At 43.4% G+C, this 22,385-nt stretch carries 20 protein-coding genes; 13 read left to right on the top strand and 7 right to left on the bottom strand.

Annotated elements, in window-relative coordinates; all coding sequences use genetic code 11:
- Nucleotides 1-25: 25 nt before the first annotated feature.
- Nucleotides 26-523 (top strand): DUF4365 domain-containing protein, encoded by a 498-nt coding sequence (locus JGK39_RS06055; protein WP_293262276.1) that lies wholly within the window; start codon nt 26-28, stop codon nt 521-523.
- Nucleotides 520-1,065: a hypothetical protein gene (locus tag JGK39_RS06050; RefSeq protein WP_293262273.1), complete on the top strand. Its 546-nt coding sequence runs from the start codon at nt 520-522 to the stop codon at nt 1,063-1,065. The genes JGK39_RS06055 and JGK39_RS06050 overlap by 4 nt, the downstream gene beginning before the upstream one ends.
- 9 nt (nt 1,066-1,074) lie before the next feature.
- On the opposite strand, the gene JGK39_RS06045 is transcribed toward JGK39_RS06050, so the two are convergent.
- A complete protein-coding gene (locus JGK39_RS06045) occupies nt 1,075-2,130 on the bottom strand; it encodes a DNA cytosine methyltransferase (RefSeq protein ID WP_293297132.1) in 1,056 nt (351 codons plus the stop codon).
- A gap of 119 nt (nt 2,131-2,249) precedes the next feature.
- On the opposite strand from JGK39_RS06045, the gene JGK39_RS06040 reads away from it, so the two are divergent.
- Nucleotides 2,250-3,536, top strand: a complete 1,287-nt coding sequence (locus tag JGK39_RS06040) for a folylpolyglutamate synthase/dihydrofolate synthase family protein (protein ID WP_293297129.1) — start codon at nt 2,250-2,252, stop codon at nt 3,534-3,536.
- Nucleotides 3,537-3,541: 5 nt separating this feature from the next.
- Here the strand turns inward: JGK39_RS06040 and JGK39_RS06035 are convergent, their stop codons facing one another.
- A complete protein-coding gene (locus tag JGK39_RS06035; RefSeq protein ID WP_293297125.1) occupies nt 3,542-4,117 on the bottom strand; it encodes a Uma2 family endonuclease in 576 nt (191 codons plus the stop codon).
- A 131-nt stretch (nt 4,118-4,248) separates the two neighbouring features.
- Between JGK39_RS06035 and JGK39_RS06030 the strand changes: the two genes are divergently transcribed.
- Nucleotides 4,249-4,530 carry an LPP leucine zipper domain-containing protein gene (locus JGK39_RS06030; RefSeq protein ID WP_293262261.1) on the top strand — a complete coding sequence of 94 codons (282 nt, stop codon included), beginning with the start codon at nt 4,249-4,251 and terminating at the stop codon, nt 4,528-4,530.
- An 83-nt stretch (nt 4,531-4,613) separates the two neighbouring features.
- The gene (locus tag JGK39_RS06025) at nt 4,614-4,889 is read left to right on the top strand and encodes a hypothetical protein (RefSeq protein ID WP_293322047.1); all 276 of its coding nucleotides are present in this window, start codon (nt 4,614-4,616) and stop codon (nt 4,887-4,889) included.
- Here JGK39_RS06025 and JGK39_RS06020 read toward each other — a convergent pair.
- The 3 genes from JGK39_RS06020 to JGK39_RS06010 all read right to left on the bottom strand — a co-directional run bounded on the left by JGK39_RS06020 (nt 4,875) and on the right by JGK39_RS06010 (nt 11,166).
- Nucleotides 4,875-5,297 carry a hypothetical protein gene (locus tag JGK39_RS06020; protein ID WP_293297118.1) on the bottom strand — a complete coding sequence of 141 codons (423 nt, stop codon included), beginning with the start codon at nt 5,295-5,297 and terminating at the stop codon, nt 4,875-4,877. The two genes, JGK39_RS06025 and JGK39_RS06020, sit on opposite strands and share 15 nt — an antisense overlap.
- Before the next feature lie 65 nt (nt 5,298-5,362).
- Complete coding sequence (locus JGK39_RS06015; protein ID WP_293322044.1) at nt 5,363-10,330, bottom strand: S8 family serine peptidase; 4,968 nt, start codon at nt 10,328-10,330, stop codon at nt 5,363-5,365.
- Nucleotides 10,327-11,166, bottom strand: coding sequence for a hypothetical protein (locus JGK39_RS06010; protein ID WP_293322041.1), 840 nt, complete (start codon nt 11,164-11,166; stop codon nt 10,327-10,329). The genes JGK39_RS06015 and JGK39_RS06010 overlap by 4 nt, the downstream gene beginning before the upstream one ends.
- Before the next feature lie 179 nt (nt 11,167-11,345).
- Between JGK39_RS06010 and JGK39_RS06005 the strand changes: the two genes are divergently transcribed.
- A complete protein-coding gene (locus JGK39_RS06005; protein WP_293252924.1) occupies nt 11,346-11,495 on the top strand; it encodes a hypothetical protein in 150 nt (49 codons plus the stop codon).
- A 46-nt stretch (nt 11,496-11,541) separates the two neighbouring features.
- Nucleotides 11,542-12,165, top strand: a complete 624-nt coding sequence (locus JGK39_RS06000) for a type I restriction endonuclease (RefSeq protein WP_293252922.1) — start codon at nt 11,542-11,544, stop codon at nt 12,163-12,165.
- Between the two features lie 81 nt (nt 12,166-12,246).
- On the opposite strand, the gene JGK39_RS05995 is transcribed toward JGK39_RS06000, so the two are convergent.
- Nucleotides 12,247-13,674, bottom strand: a complete 1,428-nt coding sequence (locus JGK39_RS05995; protein WP_293252919.1) for an alpha/beta hydrolase — start codon at nt 13,672-13,674, stop codon at nt 12,247-12,249.
- Nucleotides 13,675-14,062: 388 nt separating this feature from the next.
- On the bottom strand, nt 14,063-14,722 hold the full coding sequence (locus JGK39_RS05990; RefSeq protein WP_293252916.1) for a hypothetical protein: 660 nt from the start codon (nt 14,720-14,722) through the stop codon (nt 14,063-14,065).
- Between the two features lie 75 nt (nt 14,723-14,797).
- Here JGK39_RS05990 and JGK39_RS05985 point away from each other — a divergent pair, with 75 nt between their 5' ends.
- The 6 genes from JGK39_RS05985 to JGK39_RS05960 all read left to right on the top strand — a co-directional run bounded on the left by JGK39_RS05985 (nt 14,798) and on the right by JGK39_RS05960 (nt 22,331).
- Nucleotides 14,798-15,031 carry a hypothetical protein gene (locus tag JGK39_RS05985; RefSeq protein ID WP_293252913.1) on the top strand — a complete coding sequence of 78 codons (234 nt, stop codon included), beginning with the start codon at nt 14,798-14,800 and terminating at the stop codon, nt 15,029-15,031.
- A 264-nt stretch (nt 15,032-15,295) separates the two neighbouring features.
- A complete protein-coding gene (locus JGK39_RS05980; protein ID WP_293252910.1) occupies nt 15,296-15,922 on the top strand; it encodes a hypothetical protein in 627 nt (208 codons plus the stop codon).
- Between the two features lie 27 nt (nt 15,923-15,949).
- The gene (locus tag JGK39_RS05975; RefSeq protein WP_293252907.1) at nt 15,950-16,891 is read left to right on the top strand and encodes a DUF1822 family protein; all 942 of its coding nucleotides are present in this window, start codon (nt 15,950-15,952) and stop codon (nt 16,889-16,891) included.
- 639 nt (nt 16,892-17,530) lie between these two features.
- A complete protein-coding gene (locus JGK39_RS05970; protein WP_293252904.1) occupies nt 17,531-20,608 on the top strand; it encodes a pentapeptide repeat-containing protein in 3,078 nt (1,025 codons plus the stop codon).
- Between the two features lie 97 nt (nt 20,609-20,705).
- Complete coding sequence (locus JGK39_RS05965) at nt 20,706-21,287, top strand: type IV pilin-like G/H family protein (RefSeq protein ID WP_293252938.1); 582 nt, start codon at nt 20,706-20,708, stop codon at nt 21,285-21,287.
- A gap of 165 nt (nt 21,288-21,452) precedes the next feature.
- Nucleotides 21,453-22,331 carry an inositol monophosphatase family protein gene (locus tag JGK39_RS05960; RefSeq protein ID WP_293252901.1) on the top strand — a complete coding sequence of 293 codons (879 nt, stop codon included), beginning with the start codon at nt 21,453-21,455 and terminating at the stop codon, nt 22,329-22,331.
- The last annotated feature ends 54 nt before the right edge of the window (nt 22,332-22,385 follow it).

The following is a 22,385-nucleotide window of genomic DNA, read 5'->3' as shown; positions in this document are numbered from 1 at the left end:
GAGCATCTAAAAAATACAGGTAAGTGTGGATATAAACCAACAAAAAGAACAATTTAGCAACACCTACCTGCAAGCCATAGCAACCGTTTCAGGCTATTCTCTTTACAAACCCTTCGTAGACGACGACAGTGTAGACTGGGGGATAGCCGCCAAAGGAGGAACAGGCCGCATCCGAGCACCTCGCTTAGAATTGCAGTTAAAATCGACATCAAGGGATGTTCGAGAAAATAACTCGATCCGCTACCCTCTCAAACTCAAAAACTACGATGACTTGAGAATAGATGACTTCGCCGTACCCCGAATTTTAGTTGTTGTTTTAATCCCCGAAACAATAGCAAACTGGTTAACTCAGTCAGAAACAGAAACCTGCATGAATAACTGCGGATATTGGATATCCCTGCGGGGAATGCCAGAAACACAAAACACCACCGCTGTCACAGTCACTATACCCAGAACCAACCAATTTACAGTCGTCGCCCTTCAGTCAATTATGGAGGGGATTAGCCAAGGAATTAAACCATGAAAGTCACCCTAAAAGATACCGAAAATTTCACAACAATAGACCTAGATAGACTGAGGAATTACCTGCTACTTCACGGTTGGCATGAAGACAAGCCTTTCTTAGAAAATGCCACTCTTTGGCACAAACCAGCCGCCGGAGAGGAATTTGAAATATTGCTGCCAAACCAACAAACTCTCGGAGATTATGCCCCCCGCATCCGCGAGGCAATCCTAATCTTAGAAACCGTAGAAAATCGCTCTCAAATTGAAATTTTAGCAGACTTAATTACCGGGCTTCCCAATACAACTATTCAGGGAGTCGTGATGCAAATTCACACGCCCAACGCCGACAAATTAAGCGGCGAAATTACCTTATTAGGCGTGATTGCCGACAAATTGCGAAAAATTCAAACCGAACTTGCAGACAAAGATTATATCCTCGCTATCAAAGCTTATCAAGAACGCTTGCCTTTCGTGTGTACGGGAGATTTGATCAAAGAAAATCATACCTTCATTCTCAAAAATCCCCGCAACTTTACTCTAGATGATTTATGGCAAAATTAACAGATGGTGTTACAGAAGTGAAAGGGCTGGCACTCTTCCCACCGCCCCTACAGAACAAATATCCGCATAAATCTTACTTGCTAAAACCCTAGCCAAATTCACAGGAACAGCATTGCCGACCATTTTATATCCGTCAGCAATATACTTGTACTTGAAAATAAAGTCATCCGGGAAAGTCTGAACTCTCGCACACTCTCGCACAGAAAGCCGACGGTAAGGCTGAGGCGAATTCGGATCGAAAATGCGCTTGTCTTTGGCAACCAAAATCATTTTACTAGCTTGAGGGTGGAGAGGCGCGTGTCTGCCGCTGGCTTGAATTGTAAAAGAAGGTTCACCCCAACTTCTAACTCGATTTCGCGACATATAAATGCTGGAAAATCCCAAATCTGCACATTCGTGATTCGCGACAGAATCGTGATAATTATCTAACTTACCATGAACTAGAATTGGTTCAGCCTGCAAGTCAAAAATCGCATCTTGCAGCGTCAAAACCTCGGTTCCAGGTTCGGGAAACTCAAAACCAAAACCCAGATTCTGACGATAACCGACAACAATCACCCTTTGCCTGTCTTGCGGCACACCAAAATTTTTAGCATTCAGCAACTTGAACGAAACCCGATACCCGATTTGCTCAAACTGCGATAATATATAAGTGAAAGCATCCTGATTTCTGGGTGCTAAGATACCGCGAACATTCTCAGCTAAAAAAAACAAAGGCTGCTTGTCTCGGACAATTCTGATATACTCCCAAAAAAGTTGACCGCGACTGTCATCAATTCCCCGTTTCGCGCCCGCCGCACTCCAACTTTGACACGGAGGCCCGCCAATAATTCCAACACAGTCAGGAATTTCATCAGAATTAATTTTTCTGATATCTCTGCGATCTAAAATAGTTTCAGAATGGTTGAAATTATATGTATCCCAAATAGACTTATCATATTCATTCGCCCAAACCGGATTAAACCCAGCCAAGCGAAAACCTAAATCCAAGCCACCGCAACCCGCAAACAGAGAAATAATATCCAAACCCACCTTTTTTTTCCCGCAATAAATAGAATAAATCAATTATAAACCTCTCTTTTCTTAGATATCTATCTCTTTCTTCTCTCACTCTGCGCCCTCTGCGCCCTCTGCGGTTTATAAAAAAAATATAATTCACACACAAACAGAATTTATCATCCTCAATGAATGCAAACTCCATCCTCAAATCTTACCAACACTTCGGCGTCCACCTCGGCCTCGAAAGAATTCACCAACTCCTAGAAAAACTCGACAACCCTCACAAACAAGTACCCATTATCCACGTTGCCGGCACAAACGGCAAAGGTTCCGTTTGCGCTTATCTCTCATCGGTACTCGCAGCAGCAGGTTATCGAGTCGGGCGCTACACATCCCCGCACTTAATCGATTGGACAGAAAGAATTTGTATCAACCAAAAACCGATTTCCCCAACAGCATTGCAAGACTGTTTAGAAAAAGTTGTCCGCGCTGCTGAAGGTAATACGGAAATTCCGACTCAATTTGAAATCATCACGGCCGCAGCTTGGCTGTATTTTGCCGAACAAAAAGCAGATATCGCTGTCATTGAAACCGGATTGGGCGGCAGATTGGATGCGACTAATGTTTGCAAAAATCCCCTTGTCAGCGTGATTACTTCTATCAGTCTCGAACACTGGCAAATCCTCGGCCCGACTGTCGCTGATATTGCTGGGGAAAAAGCGGGAATTATTAAATCAAAGTGTCCGGTAGTTGTCGGAGAATTGCCGGAATCTGCTAGATTAGTAGTAGAAAAACGCATTCAAGAATTAGGTTGTCCGGCAGTTTGGGTAAAACCTGCGCTAGATTTAGGAGACGGATTTGTAGAATATCATCCTAATCCTGAAATCGGCGTTAATTCGAGTTTATCTGCGGTTAAAATAAGATATAAATTGCCATTGTTGGGACAAGTTCAATTAATGAATTCGGCGATCGCACTTGCCACTATCCACACCCTGCAAAACCTAGGATGGCAAATCTCCCAAAGTGCGATCGCCAACGGAATCGCCCAAACCCAATGGCCGGGAAGACTTCAGCAGACAACTTGGAACAACCGCAACATCCTGATTGACGGCGCGCACAACCCCGCTGCTGCGATCGCCCTGCGCGAATATGTAGACAATCTTACCGCTTCCCCGTCGCCGATTAACTGGGTAATCGGCATTCTGGCGACGAAAGACTGCGATGATATTTTACAAGCATTACTCAAAAAGGGCGATCGGCTTTATCTCGTTCCCGTACCCGATCAAAACTCAGCATCCCCCACAGAATTAGCCGCCATTGCTGAAAAAATCTGCCCTGAATTAACTCTCACTCAAGCTTTTCCCGACTTAACAACAGCCTTAGATGCGGCTGTTACCGACGAAAACCTCACAATCCTGTGCGGTTCACTTTATCTCGTCGGCTATTTTCTGCAACAACAATCTCAAACTTAAACGCATCAGGATTGTGTTTCTTCCTCAGTAAAAATCGGAGGCCATAATTCCGAAACGGGCAATTCCCAACCGGGAAAAAGCTCTGGTACTGTTAAAATATCGCCATTTGCTAAAATAATCGGTTCACCAGTCGATCGATAAATTGCCACTGTTTCCTCATCAGGATCGATCAGGATGCCGACAACCGCACCCAGCTCTATAAACTTCAAAACCTTAGTTTCTATAGCCTTAATGCGATCGCTTTGAGATTTAATTTCAACCACCAAATCAGGGACAAGTTCACCAAAATAACGCGGACTTTGGCGCAAGCGGGTGGCGCGCACAAACGAAACATCGGGCGCTTTGACGTTTGTATTCGGCATGATGAAACCGCCTGCGGAGTCAAACACTCTCCCCAAGCGACGTGGATTTATCCAAGCGAAAAGAAAGGCGATGAGACGGCTACTGATTTCACTGGATACGATGTCTGATGGGCCCATAACTGAAATTTTCCCGTCTTCTAGTTCAATTGTGTAATCTAAACCCGCTTCGGAAAAAAGCGTCTGAACTTGGTTTAAATCTTTGACTGTCATCGCTGTCATAAAAGTTTTCTCCCATTATTCAGTCGAGTCTTAATTCTAACATAACTCAGAATTTACAACAAATGAATAATTTAAAAGGCGACAAAACACACAATATAGTACAATATAATTATCGAGTTAAAATAAACCCAATGACCACTACATCCAAAAACGAACCAACTTTGGTAGATGTAATTGAAAAACTGGACAAGCTATCGGCTAATGTAGATACTCTATCGACAGATGTGGACAAGCTATCGACAGACGTGGACAAGCTATCGACAGATGTGGATAAGCTATCGAGGGATTCCGAGAAGTTTAACGATCGCTTTTCTAACTACCAGCAAGCAACTCAGTGGGTGGTACAGCTTGCTTTTACTCTAATTGCTAGTGCGACTATTACAGTGATAATCACTTCGGTGCTGCGGAAATAATAAATTCAGGGAGAAGTCAGAAACCGGGTTTTTGACGACAATATTTCGCCACAGCCCTCAGATCGTGCCAAAAACCCGGTTTCTTGGGCATTGATGCACATCGCACTTTTCATCTCAATAAGGGCGATTCCCTACGGTATAGCGGCACTTCACGCCCTTTCGATAGCTTGGAGAAGCATCCAGGGCGATCGCACTTGGGATTAAGAAACCGGGTTTCTGTAACAATATTTCGGTACAATATTTCGGTGGATGCAAAAGCTATTGCAGAAACCCGGTTTCTGAGGAGCGACGTACTTTGGATAGCTTGGAGAAGCATCCAGGGCGATCGCACTTTCAAATCGCGCTCAAGCAATTGCTAGCGGCTGCTGACTCTGCAAAGCTTGCTGCTGTTGCGCCAGCGATTGCAATTGTTGCTGCTGCTCTGACATCTGCTGTTGCAATGCCGTGATTTGTGGCTGCAAAGTAGCAGTTAACTCTTGAGCTTTTTGTGCAGCTATATCTCGATATTGAGCCGCAGCATTAGCAGCCGCTTGAGCATCATTGCGATTAGCTACTGCTTGCGGATTGTAAATCGAACCCCAAACAGGAACATCTCGGCACCTACGCCAGAATAAGAAGCGAGTGCATTGGCGATCGTATCGCACAATTCCCCAAATATTAATCTGGCTATTCCAGTAATTAGCAGAATTTTGAGCCTCCTGTCTTTGCTGTTCGAGTTGGCTAACAAAAGCATTAGCTTGATTTATTTGATCTTGGTAGGTTTGCAAGGCTGACTGAGTGCTTTGAATCTGCGATTGCTGGGTAGCAATTAGATTTTTGAAGTCAATCAGCCCTAGGTAAAAAGATAATTATACTGGTCAGGAACTCCAGGAGCAGAAGGTTGTATATATGGGGTGAGTGCCTGCCTTTGTTCAGGGAGCAAGTTATTCCAAACATTAATGTCAACTGAGCCAAAAGCTACTGAAGCTGGATTTTTTAAAAGAGGCCAAAGAGCCCTTTTTTGCTCCGGGTTGAGAGTAGCCCAAATTCCTTGGAGAGTAAGAATTTCCGGTGGAATTTGATTTTGAACAGGCGTCTGTTCTGGTTGCTGTTGCTGTTGCTGTTGCTGTTGCTGTTGCTGCTGTTTCCGGTTCCGCAACCACCAAATGAAACCGCAGATCGCACCTCCCACCAAACCAATTCCGCCTAAAGCTACCCCAACTTTTCCTAAGAGAGGTAAAGCCAAGAATTTTTTGCCAATCCAGCTAAATACCTTCTTAACTGTCGAGAATATCCCGCTAACTTTGGAGAAGAAACCTTTCACCTTGCCAATGAAACCCGATACCTTGTTAACAAAACCTACTACCTTGCTAACAACTCCACTCACCTTGCTAAAGATTTTCTTCACTCCCTTCCATAATTTCTTGAAGAAAGCCTCCCGTTCTTTAGGCGTACCTTCCCCTTTCCAAAGATCGGGATCGGAGGACAAAATACTATCTGCTAAATCGAGTTCAGATGGTGGAGATTTAGCCATTGCGACAGCATCAGCCAGATTCAACAAACCCGCTCCGGTTTGAATATCCCAGCCAGGAGTACCCAAATCAACCGCAGTAGCTTTGAGAATAGCTTTCACCTGTGCAAAACTCAAATTTGGATTAGCCGCCCAAACCTGCGAAGCCGCACCTGTCACCTTAGCCGCAGCGATCGAAGTACCGACAATTTCAGGGATTGATTGCGCTGAATCGCCGTCAGAATTCTTGATATCTCCTAAGCTTTTTCCCAGCTTTTGAGTTGCTTCTAAGACAAGTTTTTCCTCAGCTTCAGTCAGTTTGCCATCATCAGTGGGCTCTTCGTTAAATTTAATCGCTTTTTCCAAAGCTTGTCGCTCTTCGGGAGTTAAATCTTTGAGCAAATCCTCATTTGAATTTGCATTAGAACTTGCATTACCGTCAGGGGTGCTACCAAAAGCCACTAAATCTATCCCTGCACCATAACTAGAGTAATCAGCAAGATTTCCATTCCAATCCGCCGCACCTACAGTAATGATATTAGGAAATTCCCGCGAAGCTTTACCCAAAGCAGATAAACCTTCCACACCTTGATTTCCGGCTGCTGCTACAATCAGAACTTTGTTGTCGCGAGCGTATTCAATGGCTGCTCTTTCTTCTGCTGTAAATTTAGTCCGGGTATTGCCATTTTTGTCAACCAAATCGAAGCTGAGATTGACAATAGCATTCGGCTGTTTAGATACCTTCACAGCATCCACAAATTCCCGCAAAGATTGAGCCCATTTGCCAGAACCAACAGCACGTCCCAGCCACAGCGGTGCATCATCATTGACACCATTTATGCCAATATCATTGTTCTGTTTTGCCCCGATTACTTCTAATATCTTAGTACCGTGTTCAGCCTTCGGATCGTTAGCAGGAAGTAAAGGATTATCATCGCTATCATTATAATCACGACCTTTGATAATTCGGGTGTAATCAATATCGGGATTATTTTCAGCAAAACCAGTATCGATGATACCGACTAAAGGCTGAAATTTCGGATCAAATTGATAGGTGGTAGCAATGCCATCAATATCAGCATACGGATCGGTTTGCAAGCCATCAATTTCTTTTTGCAAATCAGCGATCAAAGCATCCAATTCTTCCGCAGCTTTTTTCTCATCTTCAGGTTTCGGCTCGACTAAAGCACTGTCGGGATTGGCAGAAATTTTGTCAGATTCAGCCTTAAATTGCTCTAGAAGTTTATCGAGTTCTGGAGCTAAGTTATTGAGTTGACTGACTACATCTTGAACAGTAGGTTCTGGTGGCAAAGGTTTAGGTTGGGTTGCTTTTGCCAAAGGTACTGCTGCTGCCATATTCAGCAATCCCGCACCTGTTTTAGCATCCCAATTTGGCAAAGCGATATCAGTTGCAGTGCGTTTGACAATATCGATAACTTGCTGATAATTTAGTTTGGGATTTGCCGCCCAAACTTGAGAAATTGCACCCGTAACTTGGGCTGCTGCTACAGAAGTTCCTGCCATCAATCCTGTACTTTCTCCGACGGTGGATCGCACTGGATTGTTCAGCGTTCCTCCTTCTGTTAAAATATCTAAACCTTTGCCAGTGCCGGAATAATCTGTGACTTGACCGCCCGATGATGCACCGACGCTGATGATATTATCAAACTGAAGAGATGCTTGCCCTAGAGCCGATATTTGTTGGGGATTGTTGCCCACAGGAACAACAACAACTATTTGATTTTCGCGAGCATATTCTAGGGCTTTATTTTCGGCTTCTGTGAGTTCGTAGCGGGGAACTATTTTCCCGCTATCATCAACTTGAGTTAGTTCAAAACTGATGTTAACAACTGCGTTGGGTTGACCGGATTTTTTGGCGGCATCTGCAAACTCAATTAAGGATTCTGCCCAACTGTTATTGCCACTAGCCCGACCCAACCAAATCGGTGCTTCGCTGTTAATGCCGTCGATGCCTTTGCTATTATTTTGAGTGGCGGCAATTAAGCCTAAAACGTGAGTTCCTTGTTCGCTGCCTTCACCGGATTTAATTAAGGGATTGTCGTCATTAGCAATGCGGTCTTTTCCGAGAGTAATGCGGCTGTAGTCTATATCGAAGTTGTTGGCATTAAATCCTGTACTAATAATACCGACCAAGGGTTGAGATGCTTTTGGAGAATGGAATGAGGTAGTGGTTGTGACCGGATTCGATCCGATATTTTGTGTAGAATTTGTGGGTGCTGTATTGGTTGTGTCTTGACTATTTGTGGCTACTATGCTGGTGGCATTTGGTGCGACAGGTTGAGTGACAGGAGCAACTTCTTGAATAGAAATTGCTGGCTGGCTGTTAGTAGAAATGGCTGGTTTTGCTAATTCTGAGATCGTAGTTACTGGCTTGCTATCTGTTGCAATTGACTGATTGACAGTCGAAACTTGTTGAGGATAAATATTTGGCTTGCTTTCGTGGACTATCGGCTGAAAAGTTTTAGCAGATTCTTGAGTATAAATTTCTGGTTTTTCATCGGTTGTGGGGCTGAGAGTAACAGCAGGTTGTGGTCGATTGATGTTGGTTTCTGTCTCAACGGTTGAAATGTTTTTAGGTGCAGGTTGAGGTGCAGCTTGAGATTCGATTTCAACTGATTTCGTTACAGTGTTATCTGAAGCTGGTGCATCTTTTGTGGGAGTAGAAATAGGGGTTGCGATCGCCTCTTTTTCTTCTTTTATTTTCAACGGATAAATGACTGTAGGAGATGAAGTCACTGCATCGGTTTTGACAGACTCATTCGGAGTGGAAGTCAGTACGATCGCAAGTTTCTCATCTTCACTCTTCACCTCAGACAAGACAGGCTTGTCAGAAATTGGGAGCTCCTTGGTAGGAATCGCGCTCGAATTGGCGATCGCAAGTTTCTCATCTTCACTCTTCACCTCAGACACGACAGGCTTGTCAGAAATTGGGAGCTCCTTGGTAGGAATCGCGCTCGAATTGGCGATCGCAAGTTTCTCATCTTCAGTCTTCACCTCAGACAAGACAGGCTTGTCAGAAATTGGGAGCTCCTTGGTAGGAATCGCGCTCGAATTGGCGATCGCCTGCTTATCCTCTACAGCTTCCACCTCAGAAACTACAGCCAATTCAGAAGCCGGCATATCCTTGGTAGGAATCGCGCTCGAATTGGCGATCGCCTGTTTATCCTCTACAGTTTCCACCTCAGAAACTACAGCCAATTCAGAAGCCGGCATATCCTTGGTAGGAATCGCGCTCGAATTGGCGATCGCCTGTTTCTCATCTTCACTCTTCACCGCTGGCGTTACAGTTATATCTGAAGTAACAACCTCCGTTTTCGAGAGAGAGTCAGTATTAGTTGGAGAAGTTACCTTCTCTTTTGAAATACTTGCATTTTCAGGAATTGGAACATCTAAAAGTGAAGCAGAATCAGTATTATTTGCAGGTTTTTTCTCCTCTTGAACAGCCACTACCTTCGGTTCAACATATGGTTGAGCGTAAGCAAGCAAAGCCTTACCAATATCAGCTTTACGCCAATCTTTCTCAGCATTAATCACTGCATCCAAATTCACCGCAGTACCCGTCGCACCCCGCACCTGAAATATCACATCATTGTAATCGCGATCGCTCCCCAAATCAACCCGCATATCCTCCATTGCAAAAGTCTTGCCGCTACCCGTCACATCAGCAATTTGCCCCACATGAAATCCCTCAGCAGGATTCGCCGTCACCATTGAAAACAAAGGACGTTTATCCCCTCCAACAACAGGATTATTCAGAACCTCTTGCACAGTTCCATTCGGCACCAACATAACGCCAAATTCATCCCCCGAAGTCATTGCAAAACTCTTGACTCCCAAATAAGTTCCTTCGTTATAATTCCCTTCAGGTAAATTACCCGTAAATCTCGCACCTTCGCTCAAATCATTAATGACTACATGACCTTTTACAGAATTGCTTAATGCCCTTGAAGCCACTTCTTTTATAAATTCTGCTGAACCAGGTACAAACTTCTCCATCCCTTTCAGGCTGACGATAGCTAATTGACCCTTATACAGTCCGCCGTCAAACAAGAAATCGATGCCGACTTGACCAGTCGAATCAACAATAAATTTCCCCGATGTAAACGAATTATCCGCAACTAGCTCTGATTTAGGATTAGTTGAGTTGAGTTCTTTTGGGGTTTCAACTGCAACAACTTGACTATTGTCCGCAACTTTTTTGTCCGGGTCTCCGCTAGTAGCTGTCGAGTTTTGTTGCTTGCTATCTCTGCCAACTTCAGCGACAGTATCGACAGGTTTTTCCGCCGTCAATTTATCAGTATTAGTAGTTGAGTAGTAGCTGTCGAGGTTTGTTGGTCAGTGGCATCCTTGGCCGCTTCAGCGACAGTATCGACAGGTTTTTCCGCCGTCAATTTATCAGTATTATTCGGTGTTTGAATTGTGGCTGGTGATGGGGAAGTTTCAACAAGTTGAGTAGTAGCTGTCGAGGTTTGTTTGTCAGTGGCATCCTTGGCCGCTTCAGGGATAGTGGCGACTGGTTTTTCCGCCGTCAATTTATCAGGATTAGTCGGTGCTTGAATTGGGGATTCTTTTTCTGCGGAAATCAGGTTGTTTTTAGTGACCTGTGTTTCCGGTTTATTTTCTTTTTCTGCTAAGGGATCGATTGTTTTGTCAGGTGATATTTTCTTGGCACTTTGATTGTTAGTCAAGGAGTCAGTGGCTGTCAAAGTGTCATCTTTAATTGCAATTAACGGTGCATCTTTGCTGCTTCCAGTCAGGGTATCTTTGACACTTGCGCCTGACTGGGAACCGGATAAGGTGTCGAGTCCGGTACTGCGGCTGACTGACGTGTTTAAACTGCTCTTGAGAGGGTCTGGAACAATTAAGGAATCATCAGATTTATTGCTGCTTGACTCGGAAATAGCATCGTTTGATTTCAGCAAATTAGTCGTAACTGATGGTTTATCGGGTTCGATCGCTATTGGATTTTTGCTGTCAATCATCAAGGAACTTTCGCCGATATTTTGCTTGTTGCTGCTGCTTAAAGGGTTGAGGATAGAATTGTTAGCTGCACTTCCCGGCAAAGTGTCGGCGATTAGAACATCTTTCAGCAGAACGTTACTTTGACCTTCATTTACGGTTGCCATTGAGATTACACTCCTAATCTTGGATTAAATGAAAAGTGATACAATGAAATCAAGCGATCGCCAAAACGTTGAATTGGCTTCTATACTCTAATTACGGAAGCAAGCCCAAGTTTTTACGCAAATCTCAAAACTTTTTTTTAGATTAGGACTGACGCACTCCGACCTAAGAAACCGGGTTTTTGACCGAGAAGGCGATCGACCAATATTTTCGCAAAAACCCGGTTTCTGCCTCCTGGACAGCAGATGGAAGTGCGATCGCCCTGTATACTCTAATTACGGAAGCAGCCCCAAGTTTTTACGCAAATCTCAAAACTTTTTTTCCGATCTAATTAGCTACGCACAAATAAACCTGACGATGTAACAGAATGTAAAGCTATGGTAGAAACAATCCAAGCCAAAAATATCAAGCTGCGCGACTTAATAGAAAAGTTTGGATTGCAGCGCACTGACGACGCTCAATTTTTTCGAGAGTGGCAAGATAATTTACCCGAACTAACGGATTTAGAAAAGCAAGCTTTAGATGAAGTCAAGGGCGACTATATCCACTTGTCCGAGTACGAGATTCTGGAACCTGTGGTTAAGTTAGTGGTGCTTTCTCCCTTGTTGAGAATGGCAGGTTTTTATCGCGCACCATTTTACTTGACTGGCGAGAAAGAGGTGAGAATTGTTTCCGAAGATGATGGAACTATTGTTACGGGACGCCTGGATTTATTGGTTTTTACGCCTGAGTTTTGGGTGTTGGTAATTGAGGCAAAAAAATCGCAATATTCGCTAGAAGCTGGTATTCCTAAAGCTTTGGCGTATATGCTGGGGAGTCCTAATCCTGACAAACCTACTTTGGGATTTGTCACGAATGGGATTGATTTTATCTTCTTAAAATTGACGAAACAAGGAACGCCGCAGTATGCTACATCGTATTCTTTCACGCTGAGGAGCGAGGATGGCTTGTACAGGGTGCTGAAGGTGTTAAAGCGTTTTGCTCAATTGTTTAGGGAGTAGGTTTTTGATGCTGCGAATAGGATGGAAGGGCGATCGCCCTTTTTGTGCTCTGGAAGGGCGATCGCACTTTTCTCCCCTAAATCAGCTAACTGTTGAATTCAAAACTTTCTGTTGCTGTTTGCGCTTCATCCGCCAGCGGGAAATGACAGCACCAAACGCTAAAGTACCCAACACAGTAGTCGGTTCGGGAACGGACTCCGGATCGTCAATCGGAGTCATGTTGTTTCCCGTATCAAAACTAGCACCGACATGGACAACTTTATTAGGACTATAAGAAAATAGGTTTTCGATAATTTTGATAGTTCGATCGCCACCATTCGCATTGAGAGTATGAGTCCCGATCGGCACATTTGATGTCGAAAGTCCCTGCAAGTTGTTGACAAAAAAGTCCGACTTCACCTTGTATGGATTCAGCATTAAATCGCCAACAAAAGAACCGTTAGCGGTAATTTCCGTAACACCAGTAAATAAACCATCGAAACCGAAGTTAGTCAAAATTTGGTTGGCAGTGTAAGCAAAATCATTATGATCCGTACCAATTAGAATACCGCCACCTGCATTTTTAAGAGCTAAAGCTTGGTTGATTGTTGCTGCTGCCGCTGAAGGAGTGAGGGTCGTAGTTTCTTTGTTGCGGAAAGCGAAGGAACTGTCTAGAATGAATTCTGGCTGCTTGTTGGCTGCCCAAGCATTAATCGCGGCAAAATCTACTGTGTTGAGAATCGATGTTTGATAAATACTCGTGTCGAACCAAATTTGGTTGTAAAACCCAACAGGCTTAGAATTGAGCGATAATCCAAGGCTGCCAGGAACCTGAGTCTGAACGAAATCAACATCGAATACTGTTCCGCCCTGATAATTTTCTAAGGCATTAGCGATCGCCCCGCGAAAATTTTCTAAATTTAGAGTACCGAAGCCGCGAGTTGAATTTAGGTAAAGAATGTTTGTTGTCGATCGAGCCTGGGCGGGAGGAGGCATTTTTCTCAGTACATCAAGAAAATTGTCTTGCGTAAGGTTATCTACTGGCAATTTCTTCAAAAAATCGATTAAAGTCAAGTTATTGGCTTTCTGGGTAAGTAATGTCTTGGCTTCTTGCTGTTCTGCTTCTGTGGAATCTGGTGGCAATAAAATTTTGACTAAGTTTGATAACTCATCCACCGATTTGGGATTGTTTTTGTCGATACTTATAGGTTGGCTTAGCTGTTCGCGAATCTTTTGCACTAAAGATTGCTCGTCGCCATTGATTTGAGCTATTGATGATAAGGAGCCAGCCAAAACACTAAAATTCGAGGGGACATTCCCGGTATTTACAAAATTTTCTAGCTCTGCCACCTCGATTGCTCCACCAGAAATCAGTGAAGAATATTGAGCGGGAAGCGCGATCGTTTTTGCTGCTAACCCCGGCGCAGCTATTCCCAAACTCAATCCTAATCCTAAGCTCCAGAAAGCTCCTCGGATAACCCAAATTGAAATTGACGGCATTAGTTTTACCCCTGTTTGAATAACAGACATAGAACCCGATCTCCCTTAAATCAAAACAACAACATTTGCGGAGGACGATCGCCCTTCATCAGAAAAGTCCGTTAAGCGCTACTATCCCGTAGCGAATTGCCCCTCCAATCCTTATTACGGAGGAACCCCAAACTTTTTACGCAAATCTCAAAACTTTTTTCAGGGCTGCTTGCTGCTTTGTCACGTCATACCAAATCCGGGTACGATCCGCCCCTCGATCCTGAAACCCGCGAAGGCGGGTTTTGGTTGTATAGTAGCGGTTTCAACCGCCCATTTATACAGAAAATAAGTAACCCAGATTTCTTATCAGGTATCGGATAGCCCTACTGATCTGTAGCCCTATTTTATACAATTGGTATTGCTTGCCGCTGTTTTGTCAGTATTGAATTCACGAATTTCTGTAGTTGTTTCGCTTCCTGTGCCAGTAGGAAACCACAGCGCCAAAGGCCAAACTACCTAAAATAGTAGTCGGTTCGGGAACGGGTTCCGCAATCCGATAAGCATGATTATCAGTCTCAAATGCAGGAACACTCGAAGCTAGAACTACTTTGTTAAATGACTCGTTTTTTTCTGCAAAGAAATTCACATAGATATTAACGGAATCATTAAGGCCATTCAACAATTTTAGAAGAACATTGTCTTGGTAAAAAGCAATGCTATTATAACTATCAAAGGAACCTAAGTACATACCAAAGTAATCAATTTTTTCAGCAAAGCTAATGCTGAGATTATTATTTCCTCGTTCGTCACCAAATGGCGCAACTGTAAGGTATTTCGTGTAGTCATCTTTGGGTGTCCAAAAAAGATAATTGATAGTGCCTGAAACAACAGTAGGGCCGATACCAGGAGCCGAGTAAATAACAGGGCCAGATGTTGGCGCACCTGACTCGAAATCAATTGTTTTTGCCCCAGGTACGCTAGAGAATTGCCCTTGTCCGGGAACTGATGTACCTCCCAAAGACACCATAATCGCACTCACTGGATTGGTAATTCCAGCCCAAATTGTTGCTCCGATCGCCACCATCGATAATTTCTTCACAGTAGTCATGGAAACGATCTCCCCGAAAAAGTAAAAGTTGATAATCTATTCCCGGACATACACAACCTCAGAAACCGGGTTTCTATGAGTTTTGCTCTCCCGTCACGAGAAATATACGAAGAAACCCGGTTTCTCGCCTCCCGTGAGTCTTGTAATAGCCAAATTTATGAAGTGCGATCGCCCCGCATTGTCAGTGCGATCGCCCCCTCAACCCTAATTACGGAACCACCCCAAACTTTTTACGCAAACCTCAAAACTTTTTTTCCGATAATGACTGGCGCACTAGACCTAAGAAACCGGGTTTTTTATCGAGATTAAAGGCTAGAAACCAGTATTATCGTAAAAAACCCGGTTTCTGCCTCCAACGCTCTCGATGAAAGTGCGATCGCCCCCTCAACCCTAATTACGGAACCACCCCAGACTTTTTACGCAAACCTCAAAACTTTTTTCCTAAACCACCTCAAACGTAAAGTTTTGTAACAATCCCCGCACAAATGCGTAAAAAATTGGGACTCTACCGAAAAACAATATAGAGATTCCCCAAGAGTGTACAAAAATCCCCAGAGGAGTGAGGAGATTGAGATGGAGGACGAAATTGATTTGCAACTCAGACAGCTAGCTCTCGAAGCTCAACAGCACCCAGCCCAGAGCCGTCAGCGAAACAGAGCGCTAACCAAACTAATCGAAGTAGTTGGGCGTTGTCATAGACTTGCTCGTCCTTACAGAGCCGACTTGCAAGGTCTCATTTACCAGGATCTTTATAACGAAGCCTATGGGAAAACACTTGAGTATATTTGTCAAAACATTGACAACTACTATCTAGAAAAACCAGTGATGGCTTGGGTTAATCAGATATTGAAGTGGAGATTCAGCGAGGTTGTTAAACGATATATGAATGAAACAAACAGAACACCTCAAACACGCAATTTAAACGACCTAGATAATTACCCATCACCAGAATCAGAATTGTCCGAAGAGGCGATAATGCTACGTGAACTTATCGAAGAAGATCCAGACAACCTTTTTAGAAGTGTATCACTTAGAGATAGCCCGGATATTACTTGGCAAGATATAGCTTTAGCTAAATTGGATGATGAAACATCGAAGAGTATCTCTAAAAGGTTGGGAGTTCCCCCTACAACTATTGACAGTTTATTTAACCGAAATTTGCGGAATTTTTCTGATTACATTCGTAATAAATTGCAGTAACAATCAAGCAAGAGAGCAGAGAAACTAATGATGAGTAAAATGATCGAACCAATAACTTTCACCGTACCGCTATCCTTTGAAGCCCACGACATCGCTCAACAGTGCGCTGAAAAATCCATACCGACAAGATTCAAACAAGTTTATCTCAATACCCTAGCAGTCTATGCAGTAGATTCTTACCTGCGCTGCATGGGATTTGAGACTAACTTGGAAAAGAGCGAAAGTCGCGATTCACTCATGCTGAAATTTGTAGATGTCGCCGATTTAGATATCGTCGGCGTTGGCAAAATTGAATGCCGTCCCGTATTGCCAGATTCCCAAACTTGTAACATTCCCTCCGATGCTTGGGAAAATCGTATCGGTTACGTTGCTGTACAATTAAACCAATCTTTGAAAGAAGCAACGCTATTAGGATTTACTCGTGCAGCAGTCGCAGAAATTCCCGTTGCTCATCTAAGTCAATTAGATAATTTCCTCGGATATTTGAGTCAAATCAAGCAAACAAACACTGCAAATAGTGAAACCAATCAGCCGGAAGTGGTCAACTTAAAAAAATGGTTTGAGGGAATAATTGACGAAGCTTGGCTAACCGTAGAACAGTTGTTAAATCCCCGGCAAGTTGAAATGATGTTTCGTTTCAAAAGTGCAGTTCCAATTGTTAGAGGTCAACAAATTGACTTGGGAATGGAACTCGCGGGCGAGTCAGTAGCGCTGCTAGTTACGCTACCGCCACAATCGGATTCTGAAGTAGATGTTACGGTGCAAGTACATCCGATCGCAAATTCCGTTTACTTGCCAGCAGGATTGCAATTGATGGTGCAAGATGAATCGGGAGAGACTGTTTTACACGCTGAATCTAGGGATGCAGATAACTTCATTCAGTTGCAATTTAGTGCTGAATTGGGAGAATGTTTTGGCATTAATGTTACCATTGGAGAAGCAAGTGTGACGGAAAAGTTTTGTTTGTGATTTTTGCGTTTGTTCCGCAATCCGACAGGGAATTAATTCCCGGCCCAATTACGGGCGAATGCAAAAATTCTTGAATACCCAAAATTTTCGATGAATGCAAAAACTCTTGAGTACCAAAAATCTTGGGTCAGCCCGAGGGTCCGACAGGGAATTAATTCCCTGTCTCATAGCGAAAGTCCTCTCAAAGAGGACTAAGATTGCCACGATTTAATTGAGATTTGCCAGTCGGTTTTTAACCGACTTTCGCTATGAGACGGGGAATTAATTCCCGGCCCAATTACGGGCGAATGCAAAAACTCTTGAATACCTAAAATTTTCGATGAATGCAAAAACTCTTGAGTACCAAAAATCTTGGGTCAGCCCGAGGGTCCGACAGGGAATTAATTCCCTGTCTCATAGCGCAAGTCCTCTCAAAGAGGACTCAAGAGAAGAATTTTCAACTCATTAGTCCTATGCAAGAGGACTTTAGCTATTAGACAGGGGTTTTTAACCCCTGGCGGACTATCGGGTAGACGAAAGGACTGATGGACTAAAAGCTTAAGTTGACACGCCTTGGGCACTGCCGTGTCCCTACAATCGGATACGATCGACCCGGATTTGGTATTAGACATCTCATTACTTTAAGCTCTACTTAAATTTATGTTTCAAAACTTCATCAACCAAAATCTTCAGGGAAAATCTTTCAAAAATAAAAACCTCATCAATGCAGACTTTTCCGGTTCTGATATTCGAGGTGCAGATTTTACAGGAGCAAATCTCGCAGGTGCTAACTTTAAAAATGCCACCGCCGGATTAGCACCGCGCCAAGTATTGGTAGTAGTAATAATTGCAGCAGCACTCTCAGGTATGTCGGGCGCAGCTACTGCAATGGCTGCGGATGCAACATTCGGATCGCTATTGTCACAAGCTCCTCCTGCATGGGGTATTATTCCGACTGCGATCGCCATTTTAATAATTGCAATTATCTCATTTGTAATTGTTCGTCAAGGCATCCAAAAAGTTTTGGGATATTTAGCTGTTACTGCTGCTGTAGTGGTAGCTTTAATTAGTATTTTGGGTGGCATATCAAGTGAAAAGCACCCGATATTATCTTGGCTGAGAAATTTTAGAGTTGAGTGGGTGGTTGATGCTTTAAATGGTAAACTTACCGCAGAGACTAATCCTATTTCATCTTTAATTGCAAATTTAATTATAATTGCGACCGGAAGCATGACAGTAGTAATAGCTTTGTCTTTAGCCATTGCTTTAGCTGCGGTTGTTGCGGTAAAAATTCTCGCATATTTAGTGATATTTGAGGCGGCAGCTATAAGTGCGATCGCCACAGGTATTACTGTCCACAATTCATCAGAATATTTGAAAAGATTTCTGTTAATTGAAGCAGAAGCGGTTGACAGTCAAGGAACTAAATGCTTCTATGTTATAGAAAAATGTACCAACGAATTTCCCGATCCGCCTTTAGTTATTGCCATCATCGCTGCGACTGTCATTTTAGCTTTAGCTTGGGTTGGATTGGGAACGTACATTGCTACCAGAGTGTTAGCAGAAGACGATAAATACACCTTAATTCGCCAGTTAGCTGTTGCCATTGCAGCAATCGGCGGCACCAGCTTTCGCCGCGCCAATTTAACCAACGCCAATTTCAGTCACGCTACTCTAAAAAACACTAATTTCACGCAAAGCAATATCACCCGCACCCTGTGGCACAAAAGCTTAATGCTAGACTGGGCAATACCGGGCGAAACCATCTTAAACAATCCCAAAGTTCGAGACTTGTTAGTCAGCAGAAACGGTCGGGAAAAATCCTACGAAGCAGTCAATCTTAGAGGCGCAAATTTAAGCGATACCGACCTTTATGCTGCCAATCTCAGAAATGCCGATCTCACCGATGCCACATTAGAAGCTGCTAATTTAGAAGAAACAAATTTAACTCAAGTTCAAGCAATTGGTGCTGATTTTAGCGAGGCGCAAATGACAGGTGTTTGCGGTTTGGGAAGCTGGAATATTGACAGTACCACCAACTTAGAATGGGCAGACAGTTTGTGGATTTATCTGTTAGAAGACTGCAAGCCGGGAACGGACGATCGAGAACGCCGCCCCCACAACGGAGAATTTGCACCGGGCGAATTCACTAAGTTTTTTCAAGAGGTAACAAATACAGTCGATTTAATTTTTCGTCAAGGTTTGGATGCTACGGCTTTCAAGGAATCTTTCAGACAAGTGCAGGTTCAAAATGAAGGCACCCAATTGCTGATTCAAGCGATCGAAAATAAAGGAGACAGCGTAGTAGTTGTCAAAGTCAGCGTTCCTGATGATGCCGATAAAGTTAAAATTCATCAGGATTTAGTACAAGCTTACGATGAAAAGTTAGCGGCTTTAGATGCCAAATATCAAGCACAATTTGACAAATATCAAGCCAACTCAGACAGCCAAACAGCACTTATAAAAACCCAATCAGCAATTATCCAACGCATCGAACAGCAAAATACTGACAACCTAGCCCTGATCCAACAATTAACGGCTAAAAAACCAGATAAAGTAGTTTTTATTACTATAGAAAACAGTCCGGAAACTCAATCTGTGCCAGTTAGAGTGCTTATTTGGTCTGACGATCATTCTTTACCTAAAAGTTGTGAGGGAAAGTTGCCAGCAGCAGCAGAAGTTTTTGCGCTTTACCGCCAGTGGGAGACACGCTATAAGGCAGATAATTCTGATAAATCAGGAGTTGATTCTCAGACAAGCAGGGGAAATTTTAGTGTCAAAAAAGATGTGAAACATTTTCTCACCCTGCGTGACGTGCATGATTATTTTCAGGTCGATCGCCCCAATTCCTACCGCATTAAAGTCAACAAAAATCAAATCACCAATTTTTCAATTAAGGATTTAACAGAGTCATCAGACAACTTGAAAACCAGCTTCAATAATTGGCTGAAAGCTGAATCATTTCGCCCGATCGAGCAGAAATTGCGTCAAAATTTCAATCCGAAAGACGAAGTGCGAATCGTGATTCAAACGGAAAATGATTTGTTGTGGCGCATCCCCTGGCATTGTTGGGATTTTTTGCAAGATTACCCGAAGGCTGAAGTTAGTTTTAGCGGGCCGAATAGCGACAGAGTTAGCAAAGTTTTTACCAGAAATAGATTGAGAATTTTAGCTATTTTGGGCGACAGTACGGGCATCGATTTGGAGGCAGATAGGAGGACGTTGAAAAGTTTGCCCGCTGAGGTTAAAATTTTAGAACAGCCTACGAGGGAGGAGTGCGATCGATATCTTGGAGACGATCGAGGTTGGGACATTTTGTGTTTTTCCGGCCACAGTTACAGCGAAGCCGATCGCACTAAAGGTTTTATTCATATCAATTCACAAGAAACGCTAACAATTGCCGATTTAAAAGATGTTTTATCAGGGGCGATCGCCCGCAATTTGCACTTAGCAATTTTCAATTCCTGTGACGGTTTGGGATTGGCGAGACAATTAGCCGATCTGCACTTACCTCAAATTATTGTCATGCGGGAACGAGTGCCCGATCGCGCCGCCCAAGAGTTTTTAAAAGTTTTTTTTAGCTATTATTCTCGCGGTAAGTCTTTGTATTTTTCAGTGCGAGAAGCGCGGCAAAAGTTGCAAAATATTGAAAGCAGATTTCCCTGTGCTAGTTGGATGCCAGTGCTCTGGCAAAACTCAGCGGAAATGCCGCAAAAATGGCAAAAACTTTCAGATTAGGGGCATCGATTTTTTGGGTGATTTTATTGACATGAAAACAGGGGGGATGTTGGTTGTGGTCGATTGCAAGTTGTTGCTGTATTTTTTCCAAAAAAATATCGAGAAGCGCAGCTATTCGCTAGGGAATCGCCCTCGCAATATAGATGCCAGCGGATTCACTTTAATTGAGTTGCTGGTTGTGATTTTTATTATCGGGATTTTATCTGCGATCGCCCTGCCTACTTTCTTCAGGTTAATCGGTAAAGCTAAAGAAAGTGAAGCCACACAATATATTAGCTATTTGAACAAACACCAAACCGCGCAATATATAGAAGCAACGGGATTTACCAACTCTTTCGGTAGCTTATCATTTTCCCCAGAGCAAACAGCAACTTCTGCTGCTGCTATCTTGAAAAGTTTGGGTTTTTCTGTGCGTGAAAGCAAGAATTATTTGTATGGCATTAAAGTTGCGACTCACAATAGCTATCCAATTGCTGCCCAAGTAGCTGTGTCTAAAAATTTAGGTGTGCGATCGTATTTCGGAATTGTTTACGCCCATGACAATAATATCTTAGTTCCGTGCGGCCCGGTTGCTGTTGATTTTAGTTTGGCTTCCCCGCTGTCTAAACAAGTACAGATGGTGACACAATTTTTGGCAACTCCTGAGATTTATTGTCCTTATCCTAATTTCATAAATTAGTGCTACAATTAGTAGATGTAGTTTTTGTTAGCTATAGCCTTTCGAGCGTAACAGTTCGGTGTTCATAGGGCCTAGGGCATAGAGTTGTAGGGTGGGTCAGTCGGGGTTTTTTCGATTATCATAAAGTAGATGCCATCTGAGGCACTTTACTTAAATCAATCAAAGATGAAAAATCTCGAACAATTAAGCGAAATTGCCCAGGCCGCCGCTTGGGGTGCCGCAGATATTTTACAATCTTATTATCGCCCTGATGCGAATACTCCGAACCTAGACATCAAAGAACAAAAAGACGGCCCGGTTACCGCAGCCGATGTCGCTGTCAATTCTTACATTCTCGATGAATTGCAGTCGGTTTTAGGGAATTCAGAATTTGGCTATCTCAGCGAAGAAACTTACAAGTCTTATTTAGAAAGTTGCGGCAAAGTTCCTTTACCTCAATCTTGGGTTTGGATTATTGATCCTTTGGATGGGACGCGCGATTTTATTGACAAGACTGGTGAATTTGCCGTTCATATTGCTTTGGCCTTCGAGGGAAAACCCGTATTAGCAGTGGTGGCTTGGCCGGAAAAGCAAAAGATTTATTATGCCATCCGGGATGCGGGCGCTTTTGTGGAAAGTCGCGGGGATTCTGCGGTGAAATTGCAGGTTTCTGCGCGCAGTATAGTGGGAGATTTATCTATAGTAACCAGTCGCAGTCACCGGGACGATCGCCTAAATCGACTATTGCACAAATTTCCCTGCCAAAATCAACTGGCTGTGGGTAGCATCGGCTGCAAGATTGCGACGATTGTCGAACAAAAAGCTGATGTTTATATTGCGCTTTCGGGGAAGTCTGCGCCGAAGGATTGGGATTTGGCTGCCCCGGAATTGATTTTGACGGAGGCGGGCGGCAGATTTACTCGTTTTGATGGTTCTGCTTTGCAATATAACCGGGGAGATGTCAGTCAGTGGGGGGGTTTATTGGCGAGTAACGGTTGCTGTCACGATGATTTGTGCGGGAATGCTGAGGGGATTTTGGCGGAGATAGATTCCGGTTTGTGGTAATCACGTTGGTTGGTAGTGAGGATTTCATTCCTCGGAATGAATGCGGACTGAAGT

This window comes from Microcoleus sp. PH2017_12_PCY_D_A (assembly GCF_020738565.1).
Taxonomy (GTDB): domain Bacteria; phylum Cyanobacteriota; class Cyanobacteriia; order Cyanobacteriales; family Microcoleaceae; genus Microcoleus.
Note: the sequence above shows the minus strand (reverse complement) of the source record. Positions and strands in the feature narration are given on the sequence as shown.